The organism is Actinomadura xylanilytica (assembly GCF_030283145.1).
Taxonomy (GTDB): Bacteria; Actinomycetota; Actinomycetes; order Streptosporangiales; family Streptosporangiaceae; genus Spirillospora; species Spirillospora xylanilytica.
Genome location: NZ_JASNWE010000004.1, coordinates 826,420 through 840,205, shown reverse-complemented (window position 1 = coordinate 840,205; position 13,786 = coordinate 826,420). Strand labels below are relative to the sequence as shown.

At 75.6% G+C, this 13,786-nt stretch carries 9 protein-coding genes and 1 pseudogene; 8 read left to right on the top strand and 2 right to left on the bottom strand.

All coding sequences use genetic code 11. The features are described 5' to 3' along the window. Nucleotides 1-27 precede the first annotated feature (27 nt). Together QP090_RS27770 and QP090_RS27765 are read right to left on the bottom strand one after the other, a co-directional pair. Nucleotides 28-819, bottom strand: a complete 792-nt coding sequence (locus QP090_RS27770; protein ID WP_285942364.1) for a GntR family transcriptional regulator — start codon at nt 817-819, stop codon at nt 28-30. A 196-nt stretch (nt 820-1,015) separates the two neighbouring features. Then, the gene (locus tag QP090_RS27765) at nt 1,016-1,975 is read right to left on the bottom strand and encodes an ATP-binding protein (protein WP_285942363.1); all 960 of its coding nucleotides are present in this window, start codon (nt 1,973-1,975) and stop codon (nt 1,016-1,018) included. A gap of 137 nt (nt 1,976-2,112) precedes the next feature. On the opposite strand from QP090_RS27765, the gene QP090_RS27760 reads away from it, so the two are divergent. The 8 genes and pseudogenes from QP090_RS27760 to QP090_RS27725 all read left to right on the top strand — a co-directional run. After that, nucleotides 2,113-2,988, top strand: coding sequence for an SDR family NAD(P)-dependent oxidoreductase (locus QP090_RS27760; RefSeq protein WP_285942362.1), 876 nt, complete (start codon nt 2,113-2,115; stop codon nt 2,986-2,988). 146 nt (nt 2,989-3,134) lie between these two features. Further along, nucleotides 3,135-3,938: an EI24 domain-containing protein gene (locus QP090_RS27755; protein ID WP_285942361.1), complete on the top strand. Its 804-nt coding sequence runs from the start codon at nt 3,135-3,137 to the stop codon at nt 3,936-3,938. 87 nt (nt 3,939-4,025) lie between these two features. Then, on the top strand, nt 4,026-5,810 hold the full coding sequence (locus QP090_RS27750; protein ID WP_285942360.1) for a hypothetical protein: 1,785 nt from the start codon (nt 4,026-4,028) through the stop codon (nt 5,808-5,810). Between the two features lie 387 nt (nt 5,811-6,197). Next, entirely contained in the window at nt 6,198-7,916 is a 1,719-nt protein-coding gene (locus QP090_RS27745; RefSeq protein ID WP_285942359.1) for an MmpA family trehalose lipid delivery protein, read from the top strand. 17 nt (nt 7,917-7,933) lie between these two features. Next, complete coding sequence (locus tag QP090_RS27740) at nt 7,934-8,065, top strand: hypothetical protein (RefSeq protein ID WP_285942358.1); 132 nt, start codon at nt 7,934-7,936, stop codon at nt 8,063-8,065. 37 nt (nt 8,066-8,102) lie between these two features. Next, on the top strand, nt 8,103-8,954 hold the full coding sequence (locus QP090_RS27735; protein WP_285942357.1) for a glycosyltransferase: 852 nt from the start codon (nt 8,103-8,105) through the stop codon (nt 8,952-8,954). Further along, nucleotides 8,954-10,339, top strand: coding sequence for a glycosyltransferase family 4 protein (locus tag QP090_RS27730; protein WP_285942356.1), 1,386 nt, complete (start codon nt 8,954-8,956; stop codon nt 10,337-10,339). Before QP090_RS27735 ends, QP090_RS27730 begins: the two co-directional genes overlap by 1 nt. Nucleotides 10,340-10,398: 59 nt before the next feature. After that, a pseudogene (locus tag QP090_RS27725) lies at nt 10,399-13,641 on the top strand (alpha-(1->3)-arabinofuranosyltransferase domain-containing protein); the annotation flags it as partial. Nucleotides 13,642-13,786 lie beyond the last annotated feature (145 nt).

Here is a 13,786-nt window from a genome sequence, read left to right as displayed (position 1 = left end):
CACGGCGCGCACCGTGGGGGCGTTCGCCTATGCCCCGGCGTGCTCGCTCTCGCCGGGGCGCCCGTCCGGGGCGGGGTGGCCGCCGACCTGGATCGGGTACTCCAGTTCGAACTGGTCGGCGGCCAGGACGAGGTCGGCCGTCTCGACCGGGCCGTCCGCGGTGCGGGTGGTGCGGACGATGACGATCACGGGCACGCCGGGCCGCAGGTGCAGCCGCCGGGCCTCGGTGGGACGCGGCATCCGCGACCGCAGCCGCTCGACAACCCGGACGGGGCGGCGTCCGATCGAGGTGAAGCGGTCGACCACCCCGGCGCCGTGCAGGGGGCCCTCCTCTGGGTGCTCGATCGGCGTGCCGCGCGTGATCTCCAGGGGCTCGTAGGAGGTGACGATCATCGTCGGCTCGTCGTCGGAGTAGGAGACGTACTCGGTGACCATGACGGCGTCGCCGGGCTCGACGTCCAGCCGCCGCGCGATCTCGGTCCCGGCCCCGTCCTCGTGCGAGTGGTGGGTGTACCGCGGAACCCGCTCGGCCCGGACGGACTCCTCGGCGTACGGGGTGCCCGGGTCGGGCCGGTAGTGCAGCGTCGAGCGGCGGATGAGGGGACGGTACTCGCGGACGAAGGTGCCCGCGCCCTTGCCCCGGTCGACGAGCCCCTCGGTCTCCAGGAGTTCGACGACCTGGCGGGCCACCACCCGGCTGACCTTGTAGCGGGTGCTGAGCGCGTCCTGGGTCGGGAGCCGGTCGCCGGGACTCAGCGCGCCGCTCAGGATCTGCTCCCGCAGGACGGCCGCTATGCGTTCGTACAAGAACTCCGTCATGGCGCGATTCTCCTTGCCTCTCCCGGCGTGTCGCACTCCTGCCCCGACTATCCCCCAAACCGGCGCTTCTTGGTATGCCAAGGCCCCGGGAGATGTCCCCCGGGGCCGGTTCTCGTCGTGCGGTGGTGCTGCGCGGTGGGGTGCACGGGTGCGTGCGCGTGCGGGTGCGGTGCGCCGCCGCGGCGCGTCCGCCGGATCAGGCGGGGATCAGCGCGTCGGGGCCCAGCCGGAAGTCGGGGTCGATCTGCTCGGTGACGTCGGTGCCCGCGGCCTGGTTGGCCCAGCTCTCGGCGTTCTTGACGTGGAACTCGGCGGCCTGGCGGCTGAACCGCTCCCAGTCCTTCGGCTGGGCGTCGACCGTCCGCTGGAGCAGGCGCAGGACCTCGCGCGCGGAGCCGTCCAGGGTGCCGATGTCGAACGGGCGGCCCTGCTCCATCGCGCGGACGGCGGGCTGGAACCCGACGCAGGTCAGCAGCGCGTCGCCCACGTGCTCGCGCAGGAACGCCACGTCGTCGGCGGTCTGGACCTTGTTGCCGACGACCGCGATGGTGACGCCGAAGTCGGCCGCGTAGTCGGTGTACTGCCGGTAGACGGCGATGCCCTTCCGGGTCGGCTCGACCACGAGGAACATCACGTCGAACCGGGTGAACAGGCCGGAGGCGAACGTGTCGGCGCCGGCGGTCATGTCGACCACGACGTATTCGCCGGGGCCGTCCACCAGATGGTTGAGGTACATCTCGACCGCGCCGGTCTTGCCGTGGTAGCAGGAGACGCCGAGGTCGCCCTCGTCGAACTGGCCGGCCGCCATGAACCGGACGCCGCGCACGCTCAGCGACATCGCGTGGACCGGGTCGGCACCGCCGACCCGCAGCAGCTTGGAGCCCCGGCCCGGGGGCGTGGTCTTCACCATCGCGGCGGCGGACGCGATGCGGGGGTTGTCGCCGCGCAGGTACTCCTTGATCACGTCGAGGTGGCCGCCCAGCGGCGGGACGCCCGCCACCTCGTCGTCGCTCAGTCCGAGGGCGGCGCCGAGGTGCTGGTTGATGTCGGCGTCGATCGCGACGACCGGGAGCCGCTCGGCGGCCAGATGCCGGATGAAGAGGGACGACACGGTCGTCTTGCCGCTGCCGCCCTTGCCCACGAAGGCAACCTTCACAAGTCCCCCATTTTGGATATGAAAATCATTGTCGGTTCGAGTCTCCTGGGTGGCGGAGATCAAATCAAGCGACCTCGGCAAGACGGCCCGGCGCCGGGGTCTTCCGGACGGCGCCCCGGCTCCGGGAAGGTGGGGGGATGGACAAGATCGCGATCGTGACCGGGGCGACGTCGGGGATCGGGAAGGCGATCGCCCTCGGGCTGGCGCGGAAGGGCTTCCGGGTGGGGATCGTCTGCCGCAACCGGACCCGCGGCGAGGCCGCGGCCGCGGAGCTGGCGGGCAGCGTGCCCGGCGCCGAGGCGGAGATCTTCCTGGCCGACCTGTCGGTGCTCCAGGACGTGCGCCGGGTCGCGGGCGAGCTGCGCGAGCGGTACCCGCGGGTGGACGTGCTGGTCGACAACGCCGGGGCGCACCTGCTGCGGGCCAAGGTCAGCGCGGACGGGTACGACCGCATGGTCGCCACCAACCACCTCGGCCCGTTCCTGCTCACCAACCGGCTGCTCGGGGTGCTGGACGAGACCGCGCGGATCGTGGTCGTCGCCTCGGAGGCGCACCGGTTCGCCGACCCGTTCGAGCCGGCGGACCTGGCCGAGCCCGGCCGCTACGGGCCGGCCGGATCGCTGCGCGTGTACGGCCGGTCCAAGCTCCTCAACCTGTTCTTCACGCAGGAGCTGGCCGAGCGGCTGAAGGGGACGGGCATCACCGTGAACGCGATGTGCCCCGGCCTCGTCGCGACCGCGCTCGCCCGGGACGTCCCGGGCGCGGGACAGGTGGGCGGGTGGCTCTCGCGGACACCGGTGCTGCGCAGGCCCGAGCAGGGCGCGCGGATGGCGCTGCGGCTCGCGACCGAGCGGCGGTTCGAGGGGTGCAGCGGCGGCTTCTACAGTTCGACGCCCGGCGCGCGGGCGCTCCCGGGGGCGCGGACGCTCAAGGACCGCGCGCTGCAAAAGGCGGTCTGGGAGCGTTCATCCCACCTTGTGGGGCTTCCCGGCCCGATAGTTTTGGGCAGGTGAACCCACCTCACGATCCGCGCACGCCCTACACGCCGGGCCCTCCGCCCGTCCCCCCGCCCGGACCAGGACCGGAGCCGGGACCAGGGCCGGGACCAGGGCCGGGACCAGGGCCGCAGCAGCCGCAGCCGCAGCCGGGGGGGCCGCCGGTGCCGCCGCCCGAGCCGCCGCGCAGGTCGGCGGTCAAGGAGTTGTTCAGCGGCGTCGGCTATTTCCTCCGCGGCCTCGGCTGGGTGGCCCGGCATCCCCTGCAGTGGCTGTTCGGGCTGATCCCGGCGGTCATCGTGCTCGTGGTGTACGTGCTGGTGCTGGGGCTGCTGGCGGCGAACCTGGACGACGTCGCCGGGTGGGTGACGCCGTTCGCCGACGACTGGTCGGAGGGTCTGCGGAAGACCACCCGGGTGGTCGCCGGGATCGCGGTCTTCGGGACGGCGGCGTTCCTGGCGGTCCTGACGTTCACCGCGCTGACGCTGCTGGTGGGCGACCCGTTCTACGAGAGCATCGCGGTGAAGGTGGAGGACTCGCAGGGCGGCGCCCCGCCCGAGCCGGACGTGCCGCTGCTGACGCAGATCGGGCGGGCGATCCGGGACGCGCTGATCCTCGGCGCCGTCGCGGTGCTGTTCGCGGTGGTCTTCTTCGCGTGCGGGTTCCTGCCGGTGGTGGGGCAGACGGTGGTGCCGGTGGTCGCCGCGTGCGTGTCGGGCTACTTTCTCACCAGTGAGCTCACCGCGATCGCGCTGGAGCGGCGGGGCCTGCTGCGGAGGGACCGGTTCGCGCTGCTGAAGCGGCATCGCGCCCTGGCGGTGGGTTTCGGAGCGGCCACATTTGTGGTCTTCCTCATTCCGCTGGGCGCCGTGCTCGCGATGCCGGGCGCCGTCGCGGGGGCTACATTGCTGGCCAGAGAGCGTCTGGCGGTCAACATGCTGGTCAACGAGGGTGACATCGGCGCCTAGCGCCATCACTGAGGCGATAGGAAGATGTGTCCTGAGCGTGATTACCGGCCCGGTCGTAATGGATGATCTTGCCGTAACGTGTGCCGCATGTCCGATCAGGGGGAGCGCGGCGTGCGCTGGACCGATATGAGCGAGAGCAGCACCGGCGACCGCGAGGAGCGGCGAACGGCGACCGGGCCCTTGCCCCAGGTCGCCGGGCAGGTGGACGAGGAGCCCGGGGCCCGGGCGGTCTTCCCCGAGGCCAAGGTGCCCGAGGTGCGGATGCCGGCGCCGACGGGGCGCACCGACTTCTCCGGCCCCGCGCTCGGCGGGCAGGTCCCGCACGACGTCTGGGGCAAGGTCGAGTCGCCCCCGGTGCCCGAGCCGTCCGCGGTCGACGAGCCGTCCGCCGTGCCCGAGCCGTCCGCCGTGCCCGAGCCGTTCGCCGTGCCCGAGCCGTCCCCCAGGGCCGAGCCGTCCGTGGTCTTCGCGCCGCCGGACGCGTTCGCGGCGCCCGAGGCCCACGCGCCTTCCGAGGCGTTCGCGGCGCCTGAGCCGCTCCGGCCGTTCGAGGCGGGCGGTGCGGCCGGCGTGCGCGCCGAGCCCGGCGCGTGGGGGGTTCCGGAGGCCGGCGAGGAGATGCGGGAGGTTCCTGAGGTGCGCGATGAGGTTCCGGTGGCGCCGCCGGGCGGCGGCCCGGCCGGAGGGCTTCCGGACGCCGAGGACGTCAAGGTCGCGCCCGTGGTCGAGGCCCGGCCGGGTGGCGACGCGTGGCCGCAGGACGACGCGCGCCCGCAGGACGGGGCGCGTCCGCCGATGGCTCCGGCGGGGTCGCCCGAGCCCCTCAAGCCGCAGCCGCCCATGCCGGGCGGGTCCGCCGACGGGCCGAGGGGCCCGCGGGCCGAGAGCGGGCCGGGCTGGGAGGGCTCGCTGTTCGACGGGTCCGGCGCGGACGCCGACGGCGAGGGCGACGCGCGGTACGTCCCGGCCGACGCCGGCGGTGCCGCGGGACCGGCGTCCGGCCGGTCGGGCAAGCCGAGCAGCGGCAACTGGCAGATGCCCGACTGGATGGCCGACGAGGGCGCCGCCGACGGCATGCTCGGCGAGTCGCAGGGCCTGGACGACGAGGGCGGCCGGTCCCGGCTGATGCTCGTCGGCGGGGTCGGGCTGCTCGTGCTGGCCCTGATGGCGGCCGGCGGCGTGTACCTCATGAAGCGCAACAAGGACGGTGCCGCGCCCGCCGCGAACGACCCGACGGCGAAGCGCACGGCCGCCGCGCAGCAGCCGCCCGAGCCGTCGCAGAACGTCCAGGCCCGGCTGCCCGCCGACAAGCCGTTCAAGCGCTTCCCCGGCAAGCCGAGCAAGGTGCTGGGCCGGGTCGCCGACGCGCGCTCGGGACTGTCGTTCCCGCGGCTGGCGGCGCCCTGGCAGCCGCCCACCAAGAAGAACAAGCTGGGCGCGGCGGGCTGGTCCGGACAGCAGGTCCTGGTGACCGAGAAGCAGGGCGGGCGGATCTGGTACGGGCAACTGCTCACCGGTGGCCTGGTCCCGGCGTTGCAGGGCTCCTACAAGGGGCCGCAGAGCGTCAAGAACGTCACGGCGCTGGCGGCCAAGGGCTTCGAGGGCGACTACTACGCCTTCCAGCACAAGTCGGCGCCGCTGGCGTCGGCGCCGCTGGTGGTCAGCGGGCACAAGGGCTGGCTGATCGCCTCGTATCTCACCTACAAGCGGGCCGGGGTGAAGGCGACCGGCGAGGTGGTGGTCACCGCGGTGATCGACAACGGCCGGCCGACGCCGGCCGTGGTGTTCGCGTCGCTGCCCAACACCCATCGCAAGATGTGGCCCGACCTCAACCAGTTCGTCGGCCAGCTCAGGGTGACCAACGCGCCCTGACCGAGGAGCACGAGGCACTGGCGGCGTCGGTGCGCGGCTTCGTCACGCGGACCATCACGTCCGAGCACGTCAGGGCGGCCGTCGGCGCCGCCGGGCAGGACGCCGCCCGCAGGCAGGGTGGCGCCGGTGCGGCGGAGGGCGTGGGCGGCGGTGCGGGACGGCCCGGGTTCTGGGACGCGGCCGTCACGCTCGAGCGGCTCTCGGGCACCGACCCGGGCGCCACCGCGAACGTCCGCACGCTGGTGGCGATGGAGCACGGCCAGCAGGTAACCGAGTTCGGCTTTGCGCTGCTCGGCGCGGACGGCGCGCTCACCGGCGGGCGAATCGTACCGAGTGGTCCGGAATGGGACCGGGGTGGGGGGCGTGATCGGGTAGCGTCCAAGCGCGATGAAGGGGCGAACGCGGCACGGGGTGGCCGCTCTCACCGGCCTGGTGCTGGGGGTGCTGGCGCTGGGGCCGGGCCTCGCACCCGGCTACCTGCTGTCCTTCGACATGGTGTTCGTGCCCGACCCCTCCTTCACCCGGATGACGTTCGGGCTGACCGGGACGGTCCCGCGGCACGTGCCGAGCGACGCGTTCGTGACCGCGCTCGGCGCCGTCCTGCCCGGCGGCCTGGCGCAGAAGGCGGTGCTGCTCGCGATCTTCGTGATGGCGTGCGCGGGCGCGGCCTCGCTCGTCCCGGCGCGGCGGCTCGCGCCGCGGCTGGCGGCCGGGGTGCTGTACGCGTGGAACCCGTTCGTCGCCGAGCGTCTGCTGCTCGGCCACTGGGCCTTCCTGCTCGGATACGCGGCGCTGCCGTGGGTGGTGGCCGCCTCGGCCGGAGTGGTGGAGCGGCACGGGGCGCGGCGGCTCGGGCGGGCGCTCGTCCCGGCGGCGATCGGCGGGTTCGCGGCGATGGCGGTGTCCGGGCTGGCGGCCCTGGCCGTCGCCGGGTGGAGCGCCGGACGGCATGAGCGCGGCGAGGGACCCGCACGCGGCGGGGGGCGGTGGCGGGCGGTCGCGTGGGCGGCCGGGACGCTGGCGCTGTTCAGCCTGCCGTGGCTGGTGACGGGATGGCTGCGACCGTCCGGAATGCCAGGGGACCCGGGGGCCGTCGACGCGTTCGCGGCCCGTGCCGACACCCCGTTCGGGACGCTCGGCAGCCTGCTGCTCCTCGGGGGCGTGTGGAACGCCGAGGCCGTCCCGACCGGGTACGGCGTGCCGCTGCTCGCCGTGTGCTCGCTGGTCGTGGTCGTGGCCTCGCTGGTCATGTACGCGCGGGCGGTCCGGACGCCGTGGGCGCGCGGCCTGGCGGTCGCGGCGGGCACGGGGTTCGTGCTCGCGGCGTTCGGGGCCTACGCGGCGCCGCTGCTCAAGGGCATGATCGATGCGTGGTCGGGGTTCGCGGTGTTGCGGGACGGGCAGCAGTACACGGCGCCGCTCGCGGTGGTCGTCGCGGTGGGCTTCGGTGTGCTCGCCGACCGGCTGATGAGCGCCGCGGGCGCCGCGCTGGGCGTGCTCGCCCTCGTGGTGCCGGTCGTGCTGCTCCCGTCGCTGGCCTGGGGCGCCGCCGGACGGCTCGAACCCGTCCAGTACCCGGCCGGCTGGGCGCGCGCGCGTGAGGTGATCCGGGCCGACCGGGTCGCGGGCGACGTGGTGGCGCTGCCGTGGGCGACCTACCGCTCGTACCCGTGGAACCACCGCCGCACCTCGCTGGACGCGCTGCCCCGCTACCTCGGCCGGCGGGTGGTCACCAGCGACGCGGTGGTGATCGGGGCGGCCACCATTCCGGCGGAGGATCCGAAGGCGCGGCGGCTGGACGCGGTGATCAAGTCGGCCGGGCCCCTGACCGGGCCGCTGGCCGCGGCGGGCGTCCGGTACGCGGCCTTCGACGCCGAGACCGATCCCGGCAATCCGGCGATGGCCCGGCTGGCCGGCGCCGAACGCGTCGTGGACGGCCCCGACCTGGTGCTCTACCGCATTCCCGACCCGGTGGCCGGGCCCGACCAGGCGGCCCCGGCGGTGCCCGCGGCCCTCGCGTGGGCGGTCTGGATCGGACTGATCTCCTGGTGCTTTCTCCCCTCACGGACTACCCTGGCCACTCGCACGTCCCCCCGCCTCCCCTGACGTGGAAGGGCCCCCAGATGCGCATTGCCATCGCGGCCGTGACAGGCGTCCTGCTGGCCGCGCTCGCGTCGTTCGGCGTGGTCCACCTGGCCAACGCCTCGCAGAGCGACCCCGTGATCAAGCCGCTCTACAACTACGGCTCTCGATGACCGAGGCCCTCCGAGGGCACACCGCACCGACGTTCCGATGAACGCGGACGGCCCCGTCCTCCTGGAGATCGTGGTCCCGGCGCACAACGAGGCCGCCCGGCTGCCGCGCGGGCTGGCCGAGCTGAGCGCCGCGCTGCGCCGGCTGGACGTGCCCGCCGAAGTGATCGTCGTCGACAACGCCAGCGACGACGCGACGCCCGCGATCGCGCGCGAGTGGGCGGGGCCGGTGCCGGTGCGGCTGCTCGGCTGCGCGCGGCGCGGCAAGGGCGCGGCGGTGCGCGCGGGGCTGCTGGCCACCCGCGCCCCGTACGTGGGGTTCTGCGACGCCGACATGGCGACCGGCCTGGCGGCGCTCGGCCAGGTGCTGGAGCTGCTGCGGGCGGGCGACCCGGTGGTCGTCGGCTCCCGCCGGCACCCCGACTCCCGCGTCGAGGACTACAGCAGCCCGCTGCGCAAGCTCGGCGCGATCACCTTCAACCGGCTGATCCGCGACCTGGCGGGCGGCGTCACCGACACCCAGTGCGGCTTCAAGTTCTTCGCCGGGCCGCTCGCCCGCGCCGCCGCCGCCGATCTGCGCACCACGGGCTTCGCGTTCGACGCCGAGCTGCTGATGCAGTGCGCGCGGCGCGGCGCGGCGGTCACCGACGTGCCGGTCGAGTGGCGGGACGTCCCCGGCAGCACCTTCTCGGTCCGGCGGCACTCGGTCGCCTGCCTGTGCGACCTTGCCCGGATCCGCGCGCTCACCTGGCGGGCCGCCTCCGAACCCGCCGCGTCCGCCGCGCCCACCTCCACCGCGTCCGCCTCGGCGGACGGCGCGGACGGCGCGCGCGAGGGGCGGGCTCGGGCGATGCCGCTCGCGGTGACCGAGACCTCGGGGTCCGGGCCCTGATGCGGACCCGCCCCTCCGGCGTGCGCCGCGCACCCGACGTCTCCGGCCTGCGCATCGCGATCGTCAACTGGCGCGATCCCTGGCATCCGGCCGCGGGCGGGGCGGAGCGGTACGCCTGGGAGATGGCGCGGCGGTTCGCCGCGAGCGGCGCCCGGGTGACCTACGTGACCTGCCAGGCCGCGGGCCAGCGGCGCTGGGGCCGGGTCGAGGGGGTCGACTTCGTCCGGCTGGGCGGGCGGTTCACCGTGTACCCGCTGGTGTGGTGCTGGATGCTGGCGCGGCGCCGCCGGTTCGACGCGGTGATCGACTGCCAGAACGGCATCCCGTTCTTCACCCCGTGGGCGCTGCCGCGCCGGGTGCCGGTGTTCTGCTCGATCTTCCACGTGCACGACGCGCAGTTCGGCCTGTACTTCCCGGCGTGGCTGGCGTGGGTGGGCCGGATGCTCGAAGGACCGGTCGCGCGCCGCGCCTACCGGCGGCACGCCTGCACGGCGATCTCGCTCACCACGATGGCGGCGCTGCGCGAGCGGCTGGCCTGGACGGGCCCGGTCTACCTGGTGCCGGTCGGCGTGACCGTCCCGGACGGCCCGGTCCGGGCGGGGCGTCCCGCCGAGCCCGTCCGCGCTCCGTCCGGCGGGCCGTCCGGCGCGCCCACCGGGGGGCCTGAGCTGGTGTGCGTGACGCGGCTCGTCCCGCACAAGCGGGTCGGGCTGATCCTCGACCTCGCCGAGCGGCTCCGGGAGCGGTGGCCCGGCCTGCGGGTCGGCGTCGTCGGGCGCGGGCCCGAGCACGACCGGCTGGCCGCCGAGATCACCGAGCGCGGGCTGGACGGCGCCGTCGTCCTGCACGGGTTCGTGTCCGAGGCGGAGAAGGCGGCCCTGGTGGCCCGCGCCGACCTGCACCTGAGCGCCTCGCAGGGGGAGGGCTGGGGGCTGTGCGTGGCCGAGGCCGCCGCGTTCGGCGTGCCGACCGTCGCCTACGACGTCGACGGGCTGCGCGACGCCGTCCGCGACGGGGTGACCGGGTGGCTCGTGCCCGAGGGCGACGAGCTGGCCGGGACGGTCGAACGGGCGCTCAAGGAACTGGACGACCCGGACCGCCGCGCCCGGATCGCCGCCGACTGCCGGGCCTGGGCGGGCGAGTTCGACTGGGCGCGCAGCGCCGCGCGGCTGGGCGAGCTGGTCGCGGCGGCGGTGCGGATGGGCACCAGCTCCACCGCTGATTCCGGCGCACATGTGGTCGAACGGTACGGTGACGGGCATCCACGGGTCGTGGAGGGCCCCCTCCGGGACGAGCTGCTCCGCGACCACGGCGCGGCGCTCGGCGCGCGGCCCGCGAGCCCGCTGGAACGGCTGCTCGGCCGGGTCCAGGACGGCGGGGCCTGACCGTACTTCCGAGGGCCGGGACGCCCGGGTGGACGGGGTCGGGGAGGAGCGCGAGCGTCATGGCGGTCGGTACGGGCAGGGACCTCGCGGGGTCCGCCGAGCGGCTGGCGCGCCGGGTGGACGCCGCAGACCGCGACGACCGCCCGCCCCGCGCCGAGGTCGACGACCGGCTGCGGGACCGGTTCCGGACGCTGGTGTGCTGCCTGGCCCTGACCGTGCTGGCCACCTCCACCCGGCCGGGCCGGATCCTGTCCGACACCAAGATCGACATGGCGGTGAACCCGGTCGGGTTCCTCGGCCGCGCGCTGCACCTGTGGGACCCCGAGCAGTTCGGGCAACTCCAGAACCAGGCGGCCGGCTACTTCTTCCCGATGGGCCCGTTCTACGCGCTCGGCCAGCTGGCCGGAGTCCCGGCGTGGATCACGCAGCGGATGTGGCTGGCGGCGCTGCTGTGCGCGGCGTTCCTCGGGGCCCGGCGGCTGGCGGCGCGGCTCGGCGCGGGCGGTCCGGTGACCCGGCTGATCGGCGCGATGGCGTACGCGCTCGGCCCGCACGGGCTGTCCGCGCTCGGCCAGAACTCCTGGGAGTACCTGCCGCTGGCGATGCTGCCGTGGATCGTGCTGCCGCTGGTCACCGTGATGGACGTCGGAAGCGGCGCCGCGAGTGGTGGTGGCGGCGCCGGGCGCGGCGCCCGGCGCCGTGGCGGCGGGGCCCGCGGCGGCGGGGGCCGCGGCGGGCGGATTCGCGCGGCGGCCCAGTCCGGGATCGCGGTGGCGCTGTGCGGGGGGATCAACGGTTCGGCGACGGTCGCGGTGCTCGCCGTCCCGGCCCTGTACCTGGTGACCCGTCCGCGCCGCACGCCGGGACGGTGGCGGCTGGCGGCGTGGTGGTCGGGCGCGGTCGGCGCCGCGGTGGCCTGGTGGCTCGTCCCGCTGCTGCTGACCGGCAGGTACGGGTTCTCGTGGCTCGGCTACACCGAGAAGGCCGACACCACGACCGCGCCGACCAGCCTGGTGAACGTGTTCCGCGGCGCCGAGCGCTGGCTCAACTACCTGGACGCCTCGTCGCTGCCGGTCGGGCACGCGCTCTCGGCGCAGACCGCGCCGATCGTGGTGACCGCGCTGCTCGCCGCGCTCGGCCTGGCCGGACTGGCCCGCCGCGACCTGCCCGAACGCGGCTTCCTGCTGCTGGTGCTGCTGGCCGGGGTGGCGATCGTCGCCGCCGGGCACTCCGGGCCGGTGCAGAGCCCGGCCGCCGGGCCGGTGCGCGACCTGCTCGACGGTCCGCTCGCGCCGTTCCGCAACCTGTACAAGTTCGACGGCCTGATCCGGCTGCCGCTCGCGCTCGGCCTCGCGCACCTGCCGGGCACGCTGCGCCGGCCACGCGCCCGGCTCGGTCTGCTGGCGGTGGCCGTCGCGGCCCTCGGCGCCGTCGCGACCCCGGCGCTCACCAACGGACTGGCCGGCACCGGCGACTTCGCGGCCGTCCCCAAGTACTGGAAGGACGCGGCGAAGTGGCTGAACGGCCGGGCGGGCGAGCAGGCGGTGGTGGCGCTGCCCGGGGCGCGGTTCGGCGACTACTCCTGGGGCCGTCCGATGGACGACATCATGCAGCCCCTGCTGCGGGCGCGGTGGGGGGCGCGGCAGCTCGTCCCGCAGGGGTCGCCCGGCTACGCGCGGGTCATGGACGCCATCGACCAGCGGGTGTCGGCCGGACGCGGCTCGCCCGGCCTCACCGAGATCCTCGCCCGGATGGGCGTGCGGTACCTGCTGGTCCGCAACGACCTGACCCGCGCCGACCTGCGGGGCGCGTGGCCCGCGCGGGTGCACGAGGCGCTGGAGACCTCGCCCGGCATCACCCGGGTGGCGTCGTTCGGCGACCAGAACGCCGGCGGCTGGGCGGGCGACGCGATCGGCGCGTACGACCAGCCGTACGCGCCGGTCGAGGTGTTCGAGGTGGCGGGCGCCGACGACGTGGTGGGCCTGCTCGACGCGGGCCGCGCGCTCCGCGTCCACGGCGCCCCCGAGGGGCTGCTCGGCCTCGCCGACAACGGGCTGCTGAACGGCCGCCCGGTGCTGCTGGACGACGACGACCCGGGCGCGTCCGCCGAACCGGTCGTGTCGGACGCGCTGCGCTGGCGGGAGCGGGCCCTCGGCGAGATCCGCGCCCAGATCTCGCCGACGATGACCGGCGACCGTCCGCGCTCGGACACCCGGGGGCGCGGCGCCGACCCGGAGGAGGCGGGCTGGCGCGGGTACCGCACCACCGCCGGGTACGACGGGATCAGGAACGTGGTGGCGTCGTCGTCGGCGTCCGACGCCGAGGCGATCCCCGGGTTCGACGACCCGGGCGCGCTCCCGTACGCCGCGCTGGACGGCGACCCCGGGACCCGCTGGATCACCGGCGGGTTCGGCGGGCCCGTCGGCCAGTGGCTGCGGGTCGACCTGGACGGCGAGCGCGAGCCCGGCACGGTCGAGGCGTCGTTCGGCCAGAACGCGTTCCTCGGCCCGCCGCCGTCCCGGATCGCGGTGGAGACCGCGGCGGGGACGGCCGAACAGGACGTGCGGGCGGTGGCCGGGCCGCAGCGCCTGAAGGTCCCCGCCGGGCGCACCGGCTGGGTGCGGATCCGGGTGCTGGCGCTCGCGCGCGAGCCGGTGTCGACGGCCGCCGCGCGGGTGGCGATCTCCGACCTGAAGATCGAGGGCGTGCGCGCGACCCGCTACCTGGCCATGCCCGCCGCGCCGCCCGCGTCCGCGGCGGGGCCGGACGGGGCTGGGCCGGACGGGGCGGTGCCCGCGCAGGTGATGGCGCGGTCCGTCCCGCCGCGGCCCGAGTGCATGAAGGGCTCGGCGCGCTGGGTCTGCTCGCCCGAGCTCGGCCGGGGCGACGAGGAGGGGGACGGTTTCGAGCGCCGCTTCTCGTCCCCGTCCGGCGCGGCGGCGCGGATCACCGGCTCGGCGGTGCTCACCGACCCGGCGCTCGCCGAGCGGGTCACCCGGGGCCGCTCCCCGGTGCGGGTGACCGCGAGCTCCACCTGGACCCGGCACCCCGCCGGGCTGCCCCGCTCGGCGTTCGACGGCGACCCCGCCACCACCTGGACGGCGGCGGGCGACGACCGCGACCCGCACCTGACGATCTCGTGGGGGAGGGCCCGGCGGATCGGGGAACTGACCGTCCGGCGGCCATCCGGGACGGGCACGGCGCTGCGGCTCACCGTGACCGGCGCGCACGGCGAGGTGCGGGAGGGGCTGCTCGACGGGGCCGGGAGGCTGCGCTTCCAGCCGATCACCACCGACCGGCTGACGCTGCGGTTCGGCTCCGTGCCGGTGCCGGTGCAGATCGGCGAGGTCGCCGTCCCGGGCGTCCGGCCGCTCAGCGTGCCGGGCGGCACCCCGTTCACCACCCGCTGCGGCCTCGGCCCCGCCGTCCGGGTGAACGGGACGCGGG